15 protein-coding genes are annotated in these 20,626 nt (G+C 73.3%); 7 read left to right on the forward strand and 8 right to left on the reverse strand.

Annotated features, from left to right (window positions below):
• Positions 1–3: 3 nt before the first annotated feature.
• Genes ABZ459_RS49595 through ABZ459_RS49610 form a run of 4 tightly spaced genes read left to right on the forward strand, consistent with a single transcriptional unit; the run spans position 4 to position 2,808 of the window.
• Positions 4–366, forward strand: a complete 363-nt coding sequence (locus ABZ459_RS49595; RefSeq protein ID WP_357987473.1) for a hypothetical protein — start codon at positions 4–6, stop codon at positions 364–366.
• Entirely contained in the window at positions 363–1,349 is a 987-nt protein-coding gene (locus tag ABZ459_RS49600; RefSeq protein WP_357987476.1) for an ATP-binding cassette domain-containing protein, read from the forward strand. The genes ABZ459_RS49595 and ABZ459_RS49600 overlap by 4 nt, the downstream gene beginning before the upstream one ends.
• Positions 1,346–2,143 (forward strand): ABC transporter permease, encoded by a 798-nt coding sequence (locus tag ABZ459_RS49605; protein ID WP_357987479.1) that lies wholly within the window; start codon positions 1,346–1,348, stop codon positions 2,141–2,143. The genes ABZ459_RS49600 and ABZ459_RS49605 overlap by 4 nt, the downstream gene beginning before the upstream one ends.
• A gap of 8 nt (positions 2,144–2,151) precedes the next feature.
• Positions 2,152–2,808 carry an alpha/beta hydrolase gene (locus tag ABZ459_RS49610; protein ID WP_357987534.1) on the forward strand — a complete coding sequence of 219 codons (657 nt, stop codon included), beginning with the start codon at positions 2,152–2,154 and terminating at the stop codon, positions 2,806–2,808.
• Between the two features lie 66 nt (positions 2,809–2,874).
• Here the strand turns inward: ABZ459_RS49610 and ABZ459_RS49615 are convergent, their stop codons facing one another.
• The 3 genes from ABZ459_RS49615 to ABZ459_RS49625 all read right to left on the reverse strand — a co-directional run bounded on the left by ABZ459_RS49615 (position 2,875) and on the right by ABZ459_RS49625 (position 13,799).
• Positions 2,875–9,114: an RHS repeat-associated core domain-containing protein gene (locus ABZ459_RS49615; protein ID WP_357987482.1), complete on the reverse strand. Its 6,240-nt coding sequence runs from the start codon at positions 9,112–9,114 to the stop codon at positions 2,875–2,877.
• Between the two features lie 19 nt (positions 9,115–9,133).
• On the reverse strand, positions 9,134–12,403 hold the full coding sequence (locus tag ABZ459_RS49620) for a LamG-like jellyroll fold domain-containing protein (protein WP_357987485.1): 3,270 nt from the start codon (positions 12,401–12,403) through the stop codon (positions 9,134–9,136).
• Between the two features lie 163 nt (positions 12,404–12,566).
• Entirely contained in the window at positions 12,567–13,799 is a 1,233-nt protein-coding gene (locus ABZ459_RS49625; protein WP_357987488.1) for an aminotransferase class V-fold PLP-dependent enzyme, read from the reverse strand.
• On the opposite strand from ABZ459_RS49625, the gene ABZ459_RS49630 reads away from it, so the two are divergent.
• A complete protein-coding gene (locus tag ABZ459_RS49630) occupies positions 13,798–15,210 on the forward strand; it encodes a PLP-dependent aminotransferase family protein (RefSeq protein WP_357987491.1) in 1,413 nt (470 codons plus the stop codon). The two genes, ABZ459_RS49625 and ABZ459_RS49630, sit on opposite strands and share 2 nt — an antisense overlap.
• A gap of 35 nt (positions 15,211–15,245) precedes the next feature.
• Here ABZ459_RS49630 and ABZ459_RS49635 read toward each other — a convergent pair whose 3' ends face one another.
• Complete coding sequence (locus tag ABZ459_RS49635) at positions 15,246–15,602, reverse strand: hypothetical protein (RefSeq protein ID WP_357987494.1); 357 nt, start codon at positions 15,600–15,602, stop codon at positions 15,246–15,248.
• Position 15,603: 1 nt separating this feature from the next.
• A complete protein-coding gene (locus ABZ459_RS49640) occupies positions 15,604–16,158 on the reverse strand; it encodes a helix-turn-helix domain-containing protein (RefSeq protein WP_357987497.1) in 555 nt (184 codons plus the stop codon).
• 95 nt (positions 16,159–16,253) lie between these two features.
• On the opposite strand from ABZ459_RS49640, the gene ABZ459_RS49645 reads away from it, so the two are divergent.
• Entirely contained in the window at positions 16,254–17,219 is a 966-nt protein-coding gene (locus ABZ459_RS49645) for a serine hydrolase domain-containing protein (RefSeq protein WP_357987500.1), read from the forward strand.
• A gap of 18 nt (positions 17,220–17,237) precedes the next feature.
• Here ABZ459_RS49645 and ABZ459_RS49650 read toward each other — a convergent pair whose 3' ends face one another.
• The gene (locus ABZ459_RS49650) at positions 17,238–17,699 is read right to left on the reverse strand and encodes a helix-turn-helix domain-containing protein (protein WP_357987503.1); all 462 of its coding nucleotides are present in this window, start codon (positions 17,697–17,699) and stop codon (positions 17,238–17,240) included.
• An 83-nt stretch (positions 17,700–17,782) separates the two neighbouring features.
• On the opposite strand from ABZ459_RS49650, the gene ABZ459_RS49655 reads away from it, so the two are divergent.
• Complete coding sequence (locus tag ABZ459_RS49655) at positions 17,783–18,979, forward strand: MFS transporter (RefSeq protein ID WP_357987506.1); 1,197 nt, start codon at positions 17,783–17,785, stop codon at positions 18,977–18,979.
• A 6-nt stretch (positions 18,980–18,985) separates the two neighbouring features.
• Here ABZ459_RS49655 and ABZ459_RS49660 read toward each other — a convergent pair whose 3' ends face one another.
• Both ABZ459_RS49660 and ABZ459_RS49665 read right to left on the reverse strand, forming a co-directional pair.
• Entirely contained in the window at positions 18,986–19,810 is an 825-nt protein-coding gene (locus ABZ459_RS49660; protein WP_357987509.1) for a nitroreductase/quinone reductase family protein, read from the reverse strand.
• Positions 19,811–20,084: 274 nt separating this feature from the next.
• Complete coding sequence (locus ABZ459_RS49665; protein WP_357987512.1) at positions 20,085–20,498, reverse strand: VOC family protein; 414 nt, start codon at positions 20,496–20,498, stop codon at positions 20,085–20,087.
• Between the last annotated feature and the right edge of the window lie 128 nt (positions 20,499–20,626).

Genomic DNA, 20,626 nt, shown 5'->3' on the forward strand with positions numbered 1-20,626 from the left:
ACTGTGGCAACGGTAAGGGTCGACGAGGGCATGGTCACGATCGAGTTCGGCCGCTGGGAGCGGTTCCTCACCGGTCACGGCCGGTACACGTGCCCGCTCGCGTCCGTGCGGGAGGCGCGGGTCGCGGGCGACCCGTTGCGCGTCCCGCGCGGCGCGCGCAAGGGGCTGAGCGTGGCGGGGCACGTCAAGATCGGCGTGTGGGGCCTGTTCGGCGGACGGCGGCAGCTGGTGTCGGTGACCGGTGACACGCCGGCGGTGCACCTGCTGCTCGACCGCGCCGCGTCCGGCGGCGAGTTCGACGAGGTGGTGGTCTCGGTCCCCGACGCGGGCCGGGTCGCCGCCGCGGTACGGGCGGTGGTCGCGTGACCGGCGTCGAGGTCAGGGGCCTGACCAAGCGGTACGGCTCGCTGACCGCCGTCGACGACCTCAGCTTCACGGTCCGGCCCGGGGCGGTCACCGCGTTCCTCGGTCTCAACGGCGCCGGGAAGACCACGACGATGCGCATGATGGTCGGCCACGTCACCCCCACCCGCGGCGCCGTGACGATCGGCGGGCGCCGCTACCGTGACCTGCCGCGCCCGACCACCGTGGTGGGCGCGACCTTCGACGCCGCCTCCTTCCATCCCCGCCATTCGGTCCGCGACCATCTGCGCGTCTACGCCGCGATGGGCGGCCATCCCGATCGCCGGGTCGGCGACCTGCTGGGCCTGGTGGGCCTGGCCGGAGCCGCCGGGCGGGCGACCGGGGCCCTGTCCACCGGGATGCGGCAGCGGCTCAACCTGGCCACCGCCCTGCTCGGCGACCCCCGGGTGCTGCTGCTGGACGAGCCGGGCAACGGCCTGGACCCCGAGGGGGCGGCGTGGCTGCGCTCGTTCCTGCGCGACATGGCCGCGCAGGGGCGTGCGGTGCTGGTCTCCAGCCACGTGCTGGCCGAGGTGGAGCAGGTCGCCGACGACGTGGTGGTCATCGGGCGGGGGCGGCTGCTGGCCGCCGGCCCCCTGCGCGAGCTGTGCGGCGCGGAGCCGGACGTGCTGGTGCGCACCCCCGACGCCGCCGCCCTGCGCGCGGTGCTGGCCGCCGAGGCGGAGCTGGTGGACGTGGCCGAGCTGGCGGACGTGGCCGGCCCGCACGACCTGCGGGTCCGCGGCCTCGATCCGGCGCGGGTCGCCGCCCTGGCCGCGGCGCATGGGCTGCCGGTCCACGGCCTGACCACCGAACGCCCGACCCTGGAACGGCTCTTCCTCGGGCTCACCGGCGAGGCGGCGGGCGCGCGGGAACGACCGGGCACGGGCGGGGAGGCGGCGGGCACGCGGGAACGCGCCGGCACGGGCGGGGAGGCGGCGGCATGACCGGGTTCGTGCGCGCGGAGTTCCGGCGGCTGCTGGCCACCAGGATGTGGTGGGGCCTGCCGCTGACGGCCGTCCTGCTCGGGGGCGGTCTGATCGGGCTGCTGGCCCTGGTCGGGCCGGAGAACTTCGAGCCGCCCATGCCGGGGCTGGACACCGAGGCGGGGGTGCGGGCCGTCCTGGGGTTCCTCGGGTTCACCGCCTTCGTGCCGGCCGCCGTCGGGACGCTCGCCGTCACGTCGGAGTACCGGCACCGCACGGTGAACTTCACCTTCCTGTTCGCGCCTGACCGGTGGCGGGTGCTGGTGGCCAAACTGCTCGCCTACGCCGTGGCGGGCCTGGCGTACGGGCTGGTGCTGGCCGGCGCGGCCGGGGCGGCGCTGTTCGGCGTGGCCGCGGCCCGCGGCGCGGAGCTCGGCCTGCCCGCCGGGACGATCGTGGCGCTGCTGGCCCGCCAAGGGGTGGCGATGGCGGTCTACGTGGTGCTCGGCGTGGGCATGGGCGCGCTGATCCGCAACCAGGTCGCGGCGCTGTGCGTGGTGATCGGCTACCTGTACGGCGGCGAGCTGGCGCTGATCATGATCCCCGGCGTGCGGGAGCTGTACCCGTGGCTGCCCGGCGGCGCGACCTCGGCGCTGACCGACTTCACCGCCGTGGCCGACGCGCTGGCCGCCCAGCTGTCCAGCGAGCCGGTCCGGCTGCTGTCACCGGCCGCCGGGGCGCTGGTCCTGCTGGTGTACGCGGCGCTGGCGAGCGCGGCCGCCGTCCTGCGGCCGCTGCGCCGGGACGTGGCCTGAACCGGTGACTGCCTGACCGGGGGCAGCCGGGGACATTCGTACAAGCCGGCGGGGCGGGGGACCCGCGACAGTGTCGCCATGATGACTTCCCAACAGGTCCGGACCCCGGCCCGCCCGGCGGCTCGGTCGCCACCGCGCTCGCCGAGCAGCGAGGCGACCTGGTGACCGCGCTCGCCCTCGTCGACTCCGGGCCCCGCCTGGACGCCTTCATCTCCGACGGGTTCGTCGGCGAGTTGCTGTTCGTTCCCGTCGCCGGGCAGTTGTTGTGGCGGTTCCGCACCGACGGCCTCCTCCTGCGGGGCCTGGCGACCGCGTTCAGCCGCCCCGGCTACCGGATCCCGCCCGAGCTCGTCGAGGACGTGCGCGGCCTCACCTACCACTCGCTCACCACGACCTCGAAGGCCGCCGACGCGTACCTGCGGCAGCGCACGCTGCCCGACCGGCTGGCCGTCCTCGGCAAGCCGCTGCTGGTGATCTTCGGCCAGGACGACCGGAGATGGCGCTCGGCCTCGGCCGCCGGCTACCGGACGGTCCCGGGCGCGACCGTCGAGCTGCTGCCCGGGGCCGGGCACTCCCCCATGCTGGAGGACCCGGCCCGGACGGCGGCGTCCCTGCTGGCCTTCGCCACGGCCCACGACGCGCCGCCGGACGCGGCGGCCGGGTGACCACCGCGTCCGGCGGGTGAGCCCCGGGCGCGGGAACCGGGTTCGGTCCGCGCCCGGGGCGGGGGATCAGAAGAAGCCGCCGAGGAAGTCGTCCAGGCCGCTCTGGTCGATCCATCGGGTGACGCGGGCGCCGGTCTCGGCGATCGTGCCCGTCCGGGTGTTCTCCGGCTCGATCTTCTCCGGTTTGAAGATCTGCTTCTCCGCCTGCCCGGAGCCCTGGGGCCTGGTCAGGCTGGGTGGCGGCGGCCCGTCCGGGTACATCTTGCCGTCGCGGTAGACGGTGTAGGACTGGGTCGGCTGCGTGGTGCCGTCGTTCCGGTAGACCTGGCTCGGTCTCGGCTGCGCCGGCTGCCTGGCGGCCTTCGGCGGCGACTGCCATTGCACCGCCCGGTGACTGGTCGGACGCTGTGCCGGGCGCCGCGCCGCCTGGGCGCGCCGGGCCTGGGCCGCCCGGTAGCGGTTACGCGCCCTGGCCGCCTGCGTGGCCCGCCGCTTGGCGGCCGCCTCTGCGGCCTTCCTGCGTGCCTCCCTCTTGGCCGCCGCCGCGGCCCGTCTCTTGGCCGCCGCCGCGGCCGCCTTCCTGGCCTTCTCCGCCGCCTTCTTCCTGGCCGCGGCCAATGCCCTGCGCTTGGCCGCCGCAGCGGCCTTCTTCTTGGCCGCCTCCAGCGCCTTCTTCCTGGCCAGCGCCGCCGCCCGCCGCTTGGCCGCCGCGATGGCCGCGCGCCGCGCCGCCGCCCGGGCCGCCGCGAGCGCCGCCCGCCGGGCCGCCGCCTGCGCCAGCTTCCTGGCGATGATCCGCGCCGCGATGCGGGCCGCGATGCCGACGGCGATCCAGAACAGCTGGCCGTCGGGGTCGCTCATGCTGACGGGGCTGTTGTTGGCGTAGGCGTAGGCGTTGAGCTGCTGCGGGTCCTCCTCGTCGATGATGGGGTCGACCGACAGGAAGCGGCCGTTCTTCGGGTCGTACTCGCGGGCGCCCAGGTGGACGAGCCCGGTCGTCGGGTCCTTGGTGCCGCCGACGAAGGACCGCTGCCCCGGCCACCATGGCGGTGGCGACCCCCGGTCCTCACCGAACGGCGTCGTCCGCCGGACGGCCAGCTCCCCGGTGCCGCCGTTCACCGCGGCCTGCGCGGTGCCCTGGTGGTCGGCGGCCAGGAAGTAGACCTGGTTGTCGGGAGTGCGGACGGCGATCGGCTCGCCGTTGACGGTGTAGTAGCGGGTCTGCTCGACGGCGTCCTTGGCGAAGTCGAAGCGCAGCTCCATGTCGTCCACGTACAGGGTGGCGTCCGTGGCGGTCTTGCGCAGCAGCCGGTCGCCGTCGGCGTCGTAGACGAACGACGTCGTCTTGCCGGCCTCCGTGACCGACTCCAGGTTGCCCTCGGCGTCCCAGACGAGGGCCTGGTCGGACGTGCCGACCTTGCGCCGGGTGGTGTTGCCGGCCTCGTCGTAGGCGAACAGGTCGGCGCCGATGCTCTGCACCGCGTGCGGCTGCTTGCCGCCGGCCGCCGGGTAGACCGAGGTGCGCACGGCCTCGGGCGCGCCGCCCCAGGCGTGCTTGGTCTCCTTGACCCGGTTGCCGGTGGAGTCGTAGGCGTAGCTGACCGCGTACGGCGCCACGCCGCCGACCTTGTCCGAGGCCGGCGTGCCGCTCGCGCAGTCGTCGGTGGCCGTCCACGCCGAGGTCATCCGGCGCAGGTGGTCGTAGGTGAAGCACTGCGTGTCCTGGCCGCCCGCCCGTTCGGCGATCTTGGTGATGTTGCCGGCGGCGTCGTAGGCGTAGTCGAGGTCGAGGTCGGTGGCGGCGGCGCCCTCCCGATCCAGCCGCATCCTGGTCAGCCTGCGGGTGGACTCGTCATGGGTGTAGGTGAGCCAGGTCTTCTTGCCGCCGGAGCCCAGCTCGTACTGCAGGGTCTCGCCGAGCTTGGAGTAGCGGGTCGCGGTCACGTACGACGACAGCCCGCTGACCTTGGTCGGCTGGCTGAGCTCGTCGTAGGAGTAGACCACCGACTCGGCCTCCAGCCCGCCCCCGGCCGGGAAGCTGACCGACTGCACCTGGTCGTCGAGGGTGTAGCGGGTGTTGAGCACGTACGAGCCGGCCAGCTTGCCCTCCCGCTCGGGGACGGTCACCGTCTCGCGCAGCGTGCGGTAGTCGGCGTCGATGGCGTTGATCTCCGCCTTGTACGCCTGCCCGCCCGCGTACCGGATGCTGGCGTTCATGTGGCCCTTGGCCAGCGCGTCGTACTTCCACTCGGCCAGCAGCGTGCCGGTGGCCGAGCCGTCGCGCAGCTCCTTCTTGCGTCCGAGCTCGTCGTAGACGTACCAGAGGGTCCTGCCGCGGGCGTCGGTGGTGCTCACCAGCTCGTCGGCGTCGTTGTACGTCATCGTGGTGACGCCCTTGTCCGGGTCCTCCGTCCTGATCTCCCGGCCGCGCACGTCGTAGTGGTGGCGCCACACGTTGCCCGCGGCGTCGGTCACCGTGGACAGGCGGCCGGCGGGGTCGTAGGTGTACCTGGTGGACTCGTACGGGCCCGTCGGGGTGGCGCCCTTGTACTGGCGCAGCTCGACGAGCCGGTCGTCGGCGTCGCCGATGCGGGTCGTCGCGGTGCCGCCCGCCGGCGGCGTGATGTTGACGCGGTCGCCCTGCTGGGTGGCCGAGACGCGGTACTTCTCCACGCCCTTGGCCTTCAGGATCTGGGCGTTGACCTCGCCGGCGCCGTCGAAGACCGACACGACCTGCGTGGGCACGTCGGTGTCGGCGACCGCGAGCAGCTGGGTGGCGGGCGTGCCGGTGGCGAAGTAGCCGGTGTTGGACTTGCTCACCTCGCCTAGCGAGTTGTAGAAGGTGTCGGTGATCGTGCGCCCGTCGCGCAGCGCCGGGTCCTGCGTCTGGTCGTCGCGGGGGGCGGGTTCCTGGGTCTGGCGCTCGCGCATCAGGCCGTCGTACAGCTCGTGGCTGACGGTGTAGCCGCCGTCGGCGCGCAGCGTCTTGGTGGTGACGACGCTGGGGCCGTCGGTGCGCATGGTGTAGGCGTACTCGGTGCTGGGCGACTGGCCGGCGGCCTTGCTGCGGTCCGGCTGCCAGACCTTGACCAGGCGGCCGAGCGCGTCGTGCTCCATGTCGGTACGCCGGCCGTTGGCGTCGACCTCGGCGACCGGCTCGCCCCAGGCGGGCTCGACGAGGGTGCGCTCGACGTGGCCGAGCTGGTTGGTCTCGACGATCTCCGTGGCCGGGGCGCCGGTGGCCGGGCTGTAGGTGATGGTGGACTTCGTCCCGACCGGGCCGGTCTCGCTGGTCTCGCGGCCGTAGACGTCGTAGGTGTGGGTGCTGTCGGTGACGGTCGACCCGTCGGCCGCGCCGAGCTGCTGGACGGTGGTCACGTCGCCCTTGGTGGGCGCCTGGCCGTAGGCCTTGTTGTCGTACTGGACCCGTTCGTCGGAGATCACCTCGCCGGCGGCCAGGGCCGAGACGGCGGTGCCGCAGCTCGCGGCGACCTTCTGGATCCTGCTGGCGTAGTCGAGCATCCAGGCGGTGTCGTTGCGGGCGTAGGTGTAGCGGGTGCACTGGTCGTCGTCGGTCTTGGCCAGGTCGCCCTTCTCCTCCACCTGGGTGAGCAGGCCCTTGGCGTCGTACGAGCGCTCCTCGCCGGTACGCCGCCACGCCCCGCCCGCCAGCGCCGTGCGGGTCACCATCGACTTGGGCTCGACCACGTAGGCGGTCTTGGTGACACCGCCCTGGGTGGACTCGGCGGTCTTGAGCGACCACGGCTCCTCGGCGGTCGCGGTGAGCACCGTCGCGCTGTCGCCGTCGAAGAGGATCTCCTCGCGTTCGAAGCCGGACAGCTGGTCGAGGTCGTCCAGCTTGCCGCCCTCGGTGTCGACGACCTGCGCGGTGCGCTTGGAGCCGTCGGCCTGCTTGTCGCCGTGCATGCCGCGGAAGTACCTGAACTCGGTGAGCGTGCGCCGGGTGTCCTGCCCGTCGCCCTCGCGCACCCGCACGCGGCCGAATCCGCGCCAGTCCGACCAGGTGCGCTGCTCGGGCTTGACGAGGATGTTGTCGGCGTAGTGCCAGGCCCCGCCGTCGAGGTACTCGTAGTCGGTGACCACGTTCGGCGAGCCGGCGACGCGGTCCACCTCGACGGTCTGGGTGACGACGTACTTGTGGAACCAGTCGGTGACCTCGCCCTCGTCGGGCGGCGCCCAGCGCTGCGGGAAGCACAGCCGGTTGTTCTTGTCGGCCGCGGCGGGCACGTCGCCGGGCTTGCAGTCGGCCGCGGCGTAGTTGACCCGCAGCTCACCGCCGGTCTCGTTGTTCACGGCCTGGACCCGCCACTTGACCAGCGGCGCGCGTCCCTCGTTGGCGTCCACCCGGTTGGGCAGTTGCACGCCGCTGAAGGTGATCTTCGGCATGGTGAGGGTGCCGCCCACGTGGCCGCTCTGCTGGACCGAGGCCAGCCACAACGACGGGCTGAGGCCGTCGCCCGTGGCGGGGAACTGGTGGGTCAGCGTCCAGGAGTCGACCGGGCTGTACTGGCCGGAGGCGCTGAGCACCTGCGTGGTGACCTTGGCCAGCCGCTTGCGCGAGAAGAACGTCGGCGACAGCCGGTCGGTGCACTTGACCCCGGCGTCGCAGATCTGGTCGAACGGCACGTCCGGCCGGGACGCCGCGGTCTCCTTCTTGAGCTGGTCGGCGGCGCAGGTGACGGTGCCGGAGGGCAGGCAGCGCTCGGCCACGTCGAAGACCACCCGGGCGGCCGGGGCCTTGGTGAACAGCTCGTTGCTCAGGTAGCCGTAGTCGACGCGGGTGAGGTACGCGCCGCGCACGTACACGGTGCCCAGCTCGGGCTTCATGTTGCGGCCGTAGTAGTTCTTCTCGTTCTCGTACCAGTACGTGGTGGCGTTGCCGTGGGTGTCGACCGCGTAGTCGAGGTTCCACCGGTAGGCCTGCTGGCACCAGGCGTTGGCGGGGGTGCTGGAGTAGCACGGCTCGCCGCTGTTGTTGCCGAACACCGGCACGGTCTGCACCGACTTGGTCTCCGGCTTGCCGGTGACCCAGCCGGGCAGGCGGTTCAGGCCGAAGCTGTACTGGGTGCCGTCGGCGGTGGTGACCCGCCAGTACTCGCCGTTGTTGTCGCCGTTGGTGGCGCCGGTGAGGTACTCGATGCGGGTGCCGTCGTCGCGCTTGGGCCGCCACTGCTTGGTGGTGGCGTCCTTGACCAGCTCGACGGCGGAGTTGCCGAGCGACAGGGTGGCGTTGTCCTGGTCCCAGCACAGGTCGCCGGTCTTCTTGCCGTCGATCATGCACGCCTTGTAGCGGCGTTCGACGTAGCCGCTGGGGTTCAGCTCGAAGCCCTCCCCCACCCAGGACGGCTGGTTGTTGGTGGAGACGGTGCGGCCGTCCACGCTCTGGGAGGAGTAGTCGAGCGACAGGTCGGGCTCGTCGCCGCCCAGGGCGGGCGGGGTGCGCAGGTCGTAGCTCCAGGAGAAGTCGCCGGACTGGTTGCCGACGCTCCAGCTCGCCGAGGCGGCCAGCGAGGTGGCGGCGTGGTCGCCCGACGGGCCGGAGGCGGCGGCGGTCACGGCGTACAGGCCGGTGGTCTCGACCTCGGCGGTCAGCTTGCCCGCCTTGGCGTCGTTGTCGCTCCTGACCGGCCGCGGCGCGGCGCAGGTGGCGGCGGCCTTGGCGTCGAGCGCGCACTCGTCGAGCTCGACCATGCGCAGCCGGGCGCCGTAGTCGCCGCCGAAGGCGTACCGGAAGCCGGAGTAGTCGATCTCCAGCCGGGTCTTCCCGGCCGCCTTGGCCGCCGTGACGCCCTGGCCGGGCGACACGCGCATCGCGACGCCGAGCAGGTCGGTCCTGAGCAGCTCCACCTTGACCGGGACGGCCTCGGCCGCGGCCACGCCCTTGGCGGCCGGGGCGAGCCGCACCGGGAACCCGGCGGCCAGTGTGGCGGCGCTACCGCCCAGCTCGGCGGTGCCGGCGGCGGGCCAGGCGACCTTGGGCGGGGCCTTCCACGCCTGCTTGGAGGCGGGATCGGCGAGCGGCGGCAGGACGGGCACCTTCCCGCCCTTGACCGGCGTCTCCTTCTGCACCGTCGGCGCCTTGCGGGGCGCGGCGGAGGCGGGCATCGCGTACGCCATGGGTGCCAGGAGCACGACCGTGAGCACGGTCGCCAGCCTGCGCGGCCAGGCGGTCTCGGGCTTGACGCCCTGGAAGCGGTTCCAGCGGGGGTCGGGGGCGTCGGGTTCGGCGGCGGGTTGCTGAAAACGATTCCAGTTGGGCTCTGGCAGCTCTAACTCACTGTCCACGGATTCTCCCAGGGAGGGGCTACTGGGCTGCTAGCTGGGCTATCTGCTCGGCGCTGAGCACGCCGTCGTACGTGCGGACGTCGTCGACGGTCCCCGGCCAGTAGCCGGTGAAGACGCCCGCTGTTCTGGTCCGGCCCAGTTGCAGGGGGCCGGTGGCGGTCCAGGTGCTCACGTGGGGGGTGACGGTGGTGGCCGACAGGCGGCCGTTGACGTAGACGCGCAGCTCGCCGGCGAGGGCGTCGTACACGCCGGCGACGTGCGTCCATTCCAGGGGGGCGGGGACGGCGTCCGAGCGGGTGCGGACGAGGGCGGCGGTGTCGGTGTCGGCGGCGGCCATGCCGAGGGCCCACCGCCCCTGTTCCTTGTCGAAGCCGAGCTGGAACCCGGCCGCTCTGGTGCCCGGCTGGGCGACGGCGGCGGTGTCCTTGGCGGGCAGGTAGTCGAGCTGGGTCCAGACGGCGACGGTGAACCCGGAGCCGGTGGCGACGGCGGGCGCGGCGGTCTGGGCGTAGCCGGTCGCGCCGTCGAGCGCGAGGGCGCCGTCCAGCCAGCCGTCGGTCCAGGTGGCGGCGCCGGCCAGCGCGGCGGGCGTGGCCCGGCCGGAGGAGTCGGCGGCCGACAGGCCGCCGTCCTCGTCCAGCTTCCAGTGACCGACCAGCGTGGCGGCGCTGTTGACCAGGTCGGCGACCTCGTCGGCGAACATGGCGCGGCCGTAGAGCCGCACGTCGTCCACGTCGCCGGGCCAGAAGTCGGCCGCCGCGCCGGTCGCCTTGCCGCGGCCGATGGTCAGCGGGCCGGTGGCGTTCCACGGCGCGGGGACGGCGACCGAGGACTCCGGCCGGCCGTTGACGTAGAGGGAGATCTGACCGGCCGCCGAGTCGTAGACGCCGGTCAGGTGGGTCCACTCGTTCAGCCGGGGCGCGGCGGCCGACAGCGCGCGCACGGCCGTGGCGGCGTCGGCGTCGGCGCCCGTGACGGCCAGCGCCCAGCGGTTGTCGGCCTTGCTGTACTGCAGGGAGAACGCGCCGGTCCGGCCGCCCTCCTGGGTGACGGCGGTGGCGGAGGCGGCGGTGCCGGTCAGCCGGACCCAGGCGGTGACGGCGAAGTTGCGTCCGGTGTCGGCGACCGGGCCGCCGGTCTGGGCGTAGGCGTTGGCCAGCCACACCGCGCCGCCGGTCCGGCCCGAGGTCCAGGTGGCGCCGTACAGGGTGGCCGGGTGGGTGCCGGCGGCGTCGGCGGCGGTGCCGCCCTGGCCCTCGTCCATGGGCCAGTGGCCGGCCGGTCCCCGTCCGGCGTTGACGTTGAAGACGTACGTGCGGATCGGGCCGAGTTGCCCGGCGCGGTCCTTGCTGCGCACCGACAGGACGTTCGGGCCGTCGTGGCGCGGGGTGAGGGTGATCGCGGCCGTGCCGTCCTGGGCGGGCGGGACCTCGGTCTTGGGGGCGGTGTCCAGGCCGTAGACGTAGGCGGCGACGTCGGTGACGCCGTTGGGGGCGAAGGTGAACCCGCCCGCCAGGCCGACGCCGTCGCTCCAGCCGTTCTCGGTGAACCGGTCGGAGGACACCTCGGGCTCCCGGCCGGGGGCGGTGGCGTCCACGGTGGCCTCGCACCAGGGGCTCCAGGCGCTGTTGGCCTTGCCGTCCTCGGCGCGGACCCGCCAGCGGACCAGCGCGCCGTCGGCGTACAGGCTCTGCGGGACGAGGGCGGAGAAGGCCGTGCCGGTCGAGCCCAAGGGGGTCAGGTACTCCCCGGCCTTGGTGCCGTCGGCCCGGTACCACTCGAAGCGGCCCCTGACGGAGTTGTCGGCGTCCTTGAGCCGGGCCCAGAGCTTGGGCGTGGGCGTGCTGATGACCGGCCGGTCGTCGCCGGAGACGCACGGGCCGCCCGGGTCGGACCAGGCGTCGGCCGCCACCGGGTCGGTCGGCAGCGAGTTGTACTCGATGACCAGGCTCGGGTTGTTGCGGAACTTCTTCCAGGCGTACTGGTCGGTCTCGCTGGTGGCGCGGAGGCCGACGGTGATGTTGGGCCACTTGTTGGCGGCGGCGTCGGCGACCTGGGAGGTGACGTCGAACTCGACGCCGCCGGGCAGGCAGGCCGAGCCCCAGCCCTTGGCCACGTTCACCGTGGAGAGCTTCTTGACCCACTTGGGCTGGTTGCTCCAGGTGGTGCTCTTGCTGATCGTGTTGGTGGACCACGCCTCGACCGCGCGGGCGCTGCACGAGTACGACCATGTCTCGTACGTGCGCAGCGTGCCCTTGATGATCTGCTTGCCGTGGATCGTGGCGCCGGTGTTCATCTGGAAGAACGAGCGGTTGGTCTGCGAGTTGACGTGCCCGACGCGGGCGACGTCGCTGGAGTTGAGGTAGTTGGAGCTGGGCCAGTTGCTCCACACGGCGGTCCAGGCGCCGCGGGCGGCCGAGAAGTACGGGTCCAGGAACACCGGGTACCGCGTCTTCGGGTCGCTCATCATCGCGCGGTCCGGCCGCAGCCGCAGTTTCCTGCCTTCGAGCGAGACGCCCATGGTGGCCTGGCGGGCCTCGGGCGCGCGGCCCTCCTTGACCGCGGCCTGGCCGGCGCCCGTCGAGTCCCACATCGTGGGGGTGGGCGCGATGAAGATCGTGCCGCCGGTGCGGTCGACCGCCTCCAGGTTGCCCGCCTTGTCGGCGGTGAGCGACAGGCCGCTGACCGACAGCGGGAAGTCCAGGTCGGGCAGGGCTCGCGCGGCGGCCCGCGTCTTGACCACCAGGACGTGGGAGAACCCGTCCACGTCGGCGGTGACCCGCAGGTCCACGCCGGGCAGCACCTCGGGGTAGGTGGCGGTGTCGCCGTCCAGCGAGGGCCTGGGCAGCGTGCCCGGCCAGCTCAGCTCCAGGGCCTTGCCGCCGCGGTACAGGCGGGCGAGGGGGCCGCCGCCCCCGCCGGAGAAGGTCAGCCCGGCCGCCGTCGCCGCCGGCTCCACCGCGCCGTCGGGACGCAGGCGGAGCGTGGTGTCCACGGGCACCCAGCCGGTGGCCTGGCGGACGCGGACGGGGCGGGCGTGTTGTTCGAGGGTGAAGGTGCCGTCCGGGCGGGCGAAGACCTGGCGGGTCTCGCTGCGCATCGACTCGATCTCGACCGGCCGGCCGGTACGCCTGGCCGCGGCGGTCGCGGCCGCCTCCGGCGCGAGGGACGCGGGGGGCGCGCTCGCCGCCGGAGGCGCGCCTGCCTCCGGCGGCTCCGCGCCGGCGGGCGGCACCGCCGGGATCGTGAACGCCAAGACGGCCGCGACCAGCCCACGCACAACCCGCATCGGTCCTCGCATGTCGACCAGAGGTCCGCGCGGGACCAGGCGATCTTCGATTGACGAACGGATTGTCACCCGCGTAATGCCGTACGTCTAGATCTTCTGGCGAAATTCGCCATAAGTTGGGACATGCGTGGAAGGAACCGCCGTCAGCCGCTCGCGGCACCCGTCACCGAGGCGTGGCGGCGAGCTCGGCGACCGCCGCGACGACCAGGTCCACCTCCTGCTCGGTGTTGTAGTAGTGCGGCGACAGGCGCAGGCACCAGTCGACGTCCTTGTCCCCGAAATCGAACTGGGCGAAGTGCCGGAAGCTGAGCGCCGAGTTGACGCCGCGCGCGTCCAGCGCCGCCTTGAACGGCTCCGCCCGCCAGCCCTCGACGGCGAGGGTGACCAGGGCGCCCAGCCGCCGTCCCCGGTCGAGCACGCGCACCCCGGGCAGCGCGGCGAGCCCGTCGCGCAGGCCGGCGGCCAGGGCCGGGGTGCGCCGGGCGACGGCGTCCACGCCCACCCGGCGGGCGTAGCGGGCGGCGGCCGCGCAGCCGAGCACGACGGAGTAGGGGAACTCCCAGTCCTCGAACCTGGCCGCCGTCGCGACCGGCTCGTAGCGGCCCGGCTCGGTCCAGCGCGCGCCGTGCATGTCGATGAACAGCGGCTCGTAGCCGGCGTCCAGGACGTGGTCGGCGACGTACAGGAAGCCGGAGCCGCGCGGGCCGCGCAGGAACTTGCGGCACGTGGCCGTGAGCAGGTCGCAGCCGATCTCCTCGACGTCGATCGGGTACTGGCCGACCGACTGGCAGGCGTCCACCAGGTAGAGCAGGTCCAGCTCGCGGCAGTGCCGGCCGATCTCGGCGACCGGCTGGACCAGGCCGGAGTTGGTGGGGATGTGGGTGGCGGCCACCAGGCGCGGGCGGTGCCGGCGCATCAGCGCGGCCATGGCTGGCACGTCCACGCCGCCCTCGTGCAGGTCGGGCGCGTGCACGACCCGTACCCCGAACCTCCTGGCCAGCGACAGGAAGGCGATCTGGTTGGAGATGAAGTCGTTGCGGGTGGTCAGGACGACGTCCCCGGCCGCGAACGGGATCGCCGACAGCGCGGTGGAGAAGGCGTGGGTGGCGCTGCCGGCGAAGGCGATGTTGCGCGGAGCGCAGTTGATCAGGGCGGCGGTCTCGGCGTAGAACTCGGCGACCTGCGCCGCGCGGGCGGCGGCCGCCTCGTAGCCGCCGAGGTGCGCCTCCAGCCGCAGGTGGTCGACCATCGCGGCCAGCACCGGAGCGGGCAGCAGGCCGCACCCGGCGTTGTTGAAGTGCACGACCTCGGCGGCTCCCGGGGTGTCGGCGCGCAGGGCCGCGACGTCCAGAAGCGATTCTGGCGAAGTGCTGGAAGCGCTATCATCGATTCTCATGTCCGACAGTAGCAGTTCGGCCGAGCTGGCGACCAGGATGCGCACGATGATCGACCGGCTCTCGCCGGGCGACCGGCTGCCGAGCAGCAGGGAGCTGATCCGGCGCTACAAGGTCGGCCCCGCCACCGTGTCGCAGGCGATCGCCGCGCTGGCCGCCGAGGGGGTGGTGGTCACCCGTCCCGGCAGCGGCACGTACGTCGCGGCCCCGGCGCGGCGGCGGGCCGGCGTCCCCGACACCGCGTGGCAGTCCGTCACCCTCGCCGACCGGGCCGTGGACACCCGCAGCCTGGCCGGCGCGGTCGGCGCGCTCCCCGAGGGCACGATCCTGCTGGACGGCGGCTACCTGCACCGCTCGCTCCAGCCCACCCGCGCCCTGACCGCCGCGCTGGCCCGCGCGGCCCGACGTCCCGACGCCTGGGACCGTGCCCCGGCCGCCGGTCTGGCCTCCCTGCGCGGCGTGTTCGCCACGATGGCGGGCGGCGGTGTGAACGCCGAGGACGTTCTGATCACGGCCGGCGGGCAGAGCGCCCTTTCCATGGCGTTCCGGGCCATCGCCGGGCCGGGCGACCCCGTCCTGATGGAGTCGCCCACCTACCCCGGGGCCATCGCCGCCGCCCGGGCGGCCGGCCTGCGCCCGGTGCCGGTGCCGACGGACGCCGACGGCCTCAAGCCCGACCTGCTGGCCGACGCCTTCGCCCTGACCCGCGCCCGCCTGCTCTACTGCCAGCCGACCTACCACAACCCGACCGGTGCGGTGCTGGCCCCGGGCCGCCGCCGGCAGGTCCTCGACACCGCCCGCGCGGCCGGCGCCTTCGTGATCGAGGACGACTTCGCGCGCCACCTCGGCCACGGCGCGCCGGTGCCGCCGCCGCTGCTGGCCGACGACCGCGACGGCACGGTCGTGCACCTGACCTCCCTCACCAAGCCGGCCGCGCCCAGCCTGCGCATCGGCGCCCTGACCGCCCGGGGCCCGGTCATGGAACGCCTGCGCGCCGTGCGGCTGGTCGACGACTTCTTCGTCAGCCGCCCGCTGCAGGAGGCGGCGCTCGAACTGCTCACCTCGCCCGCCTGGGAACGGCACGTGCGGTCGCTGGGCGCGGCGCTGCGGGAGCGGTGCGCGACGCTGGCCGCCGCCGTCCTGGCCGAGCTGCCCGGCTGGACCCTCGACCGCGTGCCCGCCGGCGGCCTCCACCTGTGGGTGCGCCTGCCCGGTGGCGCCGACGACGCCGTGGTCGCCGACGCGGCCCGCCGCGACGGTGTGGCCGTCAGCGCCGGAAACCGCTACTTCGCCACCGAGCTCCCGGCGGCCTGCCTGCGCCTCGGCTTCGCCGCGACCGCCGGGCACACCGAGCTGGCCGAGGCCGTGCGACGGCTCGCGCGGGTGGACCGCACGCTCGGAGTGTCCCGGTAGCGCTTCTGCTCCAGCCCTTGATCCAGGATCGGCCGTCAGCGGACGGTGATGGCCTCCTCGACGAGCGCCACGGCGGCGCGCGGGTCGGCGACCTCGATCACCAGCCGGGCGTAACGTTCGTCGGCCAGCTCGATGACCACGGCCTTGGCGGCGTCGTGCACGTCCCAGAAGACCTTCTCGCCGTTGAGATGGAACGTTCCGGCGGTGATGACGCCGGGCAGGTGGGCGCCGGGCGCGCGCACCCCCTTGGGGTCGCCGACGATCCCCGGGTCGGCGGTGGCGCCGCGGACGTTGGCCAGCGGGATGACCAGCCGGCTCTTCAACGCCCACAGCTTGTCCAGGCCCTCGATCTCCACGACCAGCGCCTGTCCGTCAATGCTGATCCTCGCCATGTCATGCTCCTTGGTGGTGGTGGTGGGTGAGCCGGCGGGCCAGAGCGGCGCCGGCCTGGTCTATATCGGTGTTCGCGGTCCCCGCCCTGGCCCGCATCCGCAGGCCGAGGACGGCCGCGGTGAGCGCGAAGGCCAGGTCGTCCTCCGTGCCCTCGCTCCCGGACGCCGCCCTGGCGGCCTGGTCGAACGCGGCCAGCACGGCGGCGAGCCGGTCGGCGACCTCGCGGTCCACCGGCGCGCGTTCGACCGCGGCCAGCAGCAGCAGGTTGAGGCCCACCTCGGCGGCCGGCTCGGCGGCCACGCGCAACGCCTCGGCCAGGTCGCCGGCGGCGGCGATCCGGTCGATCAGGGGGTTGACGTCGTGCTCCAGGGACCAGCTCAGCGCGGCCTGGTAGAGACCGCGCTTGCTGCCGAAGGTCTTGTACAGGCTGTTGCGGTGTACGCCGAGGTGGGTCACCAGCTCGTCCATGGAGATGCCGTCGTATGACCGGGTCGAGAACAGCTCCGCCGCCGCCCGTACCACGGTGACCTCGTCGAATCCTCTTGGTCGTCCCATGCCTCGATCCTAGACAGTAAAGGAACGTTCAGTCAAGAACGCTCATTCCTAAACTCCGGGAACGTGCGACCGGACCCCACTGGGAGGATCGGGTCATGTCCGAACTGCACCGGCGAACCGCGGCCCTCGTCTCCGAGGCCGGTTACCGCGACGACGAACCGATCGTGGCCGGGATCCACCGGCGCGGCGCGCCGCCCGTCCTCGTGGCGCGCGGAGTGACCGCCTCCGGTGAACCGATGAGCGCCACGACCGTCTTCTACGCCGCGTCGCTGTCGAAGCAGATGACCGCGGCGTGCGCGGCGCTGCTGGTCCGGGACGGGGCGCTGGACATGGAGTCGCCCCTGTCGCGCTGGTTGCCCGAGTTGCCGGGGTGGGCCGGCGCCGTACGGATCCGGCACCTCGTCCACCACACGGCCGCCCTTCCGGCGGATGCCGAGATCGACGCACTCCAGGGCGCCGCCGACCGCACCACGCCGGGCATTCTCGCGGCCCTCACCCGCTTCCCGGCTCTGGACCGCCCGCCGGGCACCGCGCACGCCTACTCCAACGCCGGGTACGTCTGCCTGGCGGCGGTGCTGGAACAAGCGTCCGGCCTGCCCTTGCCCGACCTCGCCCACCGCCGGCTCTTCGCCCCCCTGGGGATGACCGGCACCCGCTGCTGGCCGGGGCCCGAACCCATGCCGGAGGGCGCCGCACCGCTCGTCCGCCCCCGCCCCGCACCCCTGTCACTCGGCGACGGGGGTGTGTGGACGCCCCTCGCCGACCTGCTGCGCTGGAGCCAGGCACTGAACGCGGACGAGCTCGGCGTCTCACCGCTCATGCAGACCCCGGGACGGCTCGACGACGGGACGCCGATCGACTACGCCTGGGGCATGGGCGTACGGTCATATGCCGGACATGTCGTCTATCGCCATGGCGGAGGCTGGACGGGGCTGCGCGCCCTGCAGGCCCGGATCCCCGCTCTCGACATCAGCATCGCGCTCATCGCGACCCGCGACGACACCGACCGCCGGATACCGCTCCTCGACGCCCTCCTCGACGCGGCGCTCCAAGCCCCCTGAACCGGGGACCATCGCCGGCTAGCCGGACGCGGAGGTCTTCCTGACGCGTGAGGTCTCGGCGGAGAGCGGTGTGCCGTCCTGGCCGAGCGGGTGGAGCCGGGGCAGCTCCCGACCCTGGCCGTCGACCAGGACGGAGTGCGGCTCGTCCGGGGTGAAGGCGTGGCGCTCGCCCCATTGGCGCAGGGCGACGACGGCCGTGAAGAGGTCCTGCCCGGCGTCGGTGAGCCGGTAGGCGTGCCGCCTGCCGTCGGCGGCGGCCCGCCTGTCCAGGATGCCGTGCTCGACCAGCTTGCGGAGCCGGTCGGTCAGGATGTTGCGGGCGATCCCCAGCCGCTGGTGGAACTCGGTGAAGGTGGTGGCGCCGTCCATCGCGTCACGGACGATCAGCAGGCTCCACCGGTCGCCGACCAGGTCGACGGCGCGCGCGACCGGGCAGGCCGGGTCGGTCCAGGCGCTTCCCGCGGCGAGTGTGACGTCCACTGGGCCCTCCGATCAGTTGCAATTCAAAACCATTATGCCCTAGCCTCCGATCGGTTGCATATTGAAACTGATTGAGGAGTGACATGTCGCCAGGACTGACCGGAAGGCAACGGATCGTGCTCGCGCTGGTGTGCGCGGTGGCCGTGTCGCCCGTCTACGGCATCCAGCCGGTCCTCCAGGCCGCGGGCCGGGACCTCGGGCTGGCGGACGGATCACTGGGATGGCTGGTCGCCGCCGGCCAGATCGGCTATCTGGCGGGACTGGTGCTGCTCGTCCCGCTCGGCGACCTGTTCGACCGGCGCCGGCTCATCACGGCCCACCTGCTGCTGACGGCGGTGGGCGCCGCGGTGGCCGCCGTCGCACCCGGCGGCGGCCTGGCGATCGCGGGCCTGGCGCTGGCCGGGCTGTTCGCCGTGGTCGTCCAGGTCACGGTGGCCTACGTCGCCGCCGTCTCACCGCCCGGCGAGCGCGGCCGCAACATCGGCACGGTCACCTCGGGCGTGGTGGCCGGGATCCTCGGGGTCCGGATGGTCGCGGGCCTGCTGGGCGAGCTGGCCGACTGGCGGGCGGTCTACCTGGTCATCGCCGCGTTGTGCGTGCTGCTGGCGATCACCGCCCGCCTCGTCCTCGACGCCGACGTCCGGCGCCCCCGGGTCTCCTACGGCCGGTCGCTGTCGTCGCTGGGGCGGCTGGTCGCCGGCGACCGGCTCCTGCTCAGCCGGGGGCTGATCGCGTTCTTCCTGTTCGCCTCCTTCGGCACGTTGTGGAGCGGGCTGGCGCTGCCCCTCGGCGCCGCGCCGTGGCACCTCGGCACCACCGAGATCGGGCTGTTCGGGCTCGCCGGTCTCACCGGGGCGCTGGGCGCGGCCCGGGCCGGCCGTTGGGCCGACCGGGGTCTGGCGTCCTCGGTCACCGGGTGGTCGCTGGCGCTGCTCGCCGGCTCGTGGCTGCTGACCGCCCAGGCGGGCTGGTCGTTGTGGCTGCTGATCGCCGGCGTCATCGTGCTCGACTTCGCCGTGCAGGCCGTGCACGTCAGCAGCCAGCACCTGCTCACCACCGCGCGTCCCGACCGGAGCAGCGGGGTCATCGGCGCGTACATGGCCTGCTACTCCCTCGGCTCCGCGCTCGGCGCGATCACCACCACCTGGGCCTACAGCCTCGCGGGATGGGCGGCCGCCTGCCTGCTCGGCGCGGCCTACGCCGCGCTCGGGCTCGTCGTCGCCGTCTCGACCCGGCGGCTCAGCGCCGCGCCGCCGGCACGCGCGTCCGTCTCGGCCTGAACGGGCTCAGGCGAGGTCGAGGATCGGCACGAGCTGCTCCTCCTCGTACGTCAGATGCGCTTCGAGGTCGTCCGTCAGCCGCTCGATCTCCGCGCGCACCCGCACCGGGTCGTCACCGGACAGGGCCTCCTTCAGCTCCGCCACCAGCACGCTCACGCGCTCGTGCTCCACGGCCAGCCGCTGGATAACGGGGGCGAGCGAGGGGTGCCGCTCGGCCAGCGCCGGGAACATCATCGTGTCCTCGCCGGTGTGATGGTGGTGCAGCCCCTGGCACATGGTCAGGCAGTTGATGCGCAGCTGCACGCCCAGGCCGGGGCGTCCGGTGTCGGCCAGCTCCTTGCGGATCAGCGCGAGCTCGCGGCGGAAGCCGTCGTGCACCAGCTTGAGGTACGCCCCGCCGGAGGGCGCGGTCGACCGGGGCGGCCCCGGCACCACCTTCAGCGCGACGACGGGGATGATCCGGGTCGTCTTGGCCTGGTAGTCGGCCCAGCCGGGGTCGCTCTCCACGGCGCGGGCGAAGGCGGCGTCCCGTTCGGCCCCTTCCAGGACCTCCGCCTCGACGTCGAAGACGAAGACGCCGCTCTCGACGGTGGCACGAGGGTTGGCGCGCAGGTTGTGGTACCAGGCGGGGTTCCTCGGCGCCCCGCCGGCGGAGGCGATGACCAGCATGCGCTCACCGCCGTCCGGCAGGTAGCCGAGCGGGGTGGTGTGCGGCTTGCCCGAACGGGCGCCGGTCGTGGTGAGCAGGAGCAGTCTCGCTCCCTCGAAATAGCCGCCGACCTGGCCGTTGTTGGCGCGGAACTCGTCGATGACCTGCTTGTTGAAATCCACTCTTCTCCATGGGTGATGGTCTCTGCTCTGACGTGCTGAGGAGGAGAAGAGGAAGCGGCGGGCCGCGCGCCCGCCGGGCGATCACGCCAGGGCCGGGCTGCTCTCTGGTGCGTGGCCCAAGGCCGACCCGGCAGTCACGGGGGTGACGCTACTTCATCAAGATATTTTTCGCAAAGCCGACAAGACATCCAGGTCCGTCCACGGTGGTCCGGCGTCGGCACGATCACGCGCCGGCGCCGGACCTCACCACCTCCCGTGGAGGCGCCCGCCGCGGCTACTCGGCGTACGGCTGGTCCTTGCCCTGGTCGCTGTAGCCCAGGCTCCAGACGTAGCCGTCAGGGTCGGCGAAGGTGCCGCCGTACCCGCCCCACGGCAGGGCGCCGGCGGGCTTGAGGATGGTGGCGCCGGCCTTCTCGGCCTCCTCCATGATCTCGTCCACCCGCGCCTCGCTGCGGACGACATAGGTGAGCACGACCCCGCTGAACCCGCTGCCTTCCGGGCTCAGCCCGATCTGGTCGGCCAGGCCCTCGCGGCCGTAGAAGCCGACGGGCGAGGCGCCGTCGGACTCGAAGAACACCGAGATGCCGTAGTCGTTCTGGATCTTCCAGCCGAGGCCCTCCGTGTAGAACCGCTTGGCCGCGTCCATGTCGCGGACGGCGAGGAGGATAGAGCTGACGTGCGCTTTCATGCCGTGTCTCCTTGGTGCTTCAGACGTTTCCGACGATGAGAGCAACGCTACGGAGGACGCCCACCCGGGCGCTTCTCGAATCCTGACCGGTTGGGCCGGCCTTGAGAAACGTACGGCGAGAGCCATGA

The sequence above is a fragment of the Nonomuraea sp. NPDC005692 genome (assembly GCF_040631115.1).
In the GTDB taxonomy this organism is placed as follows: Bacteria; Actinomycetota; Actinomycetes; order Streptosporangiales; family Streptosporangiaceae; genus Nonomuraea.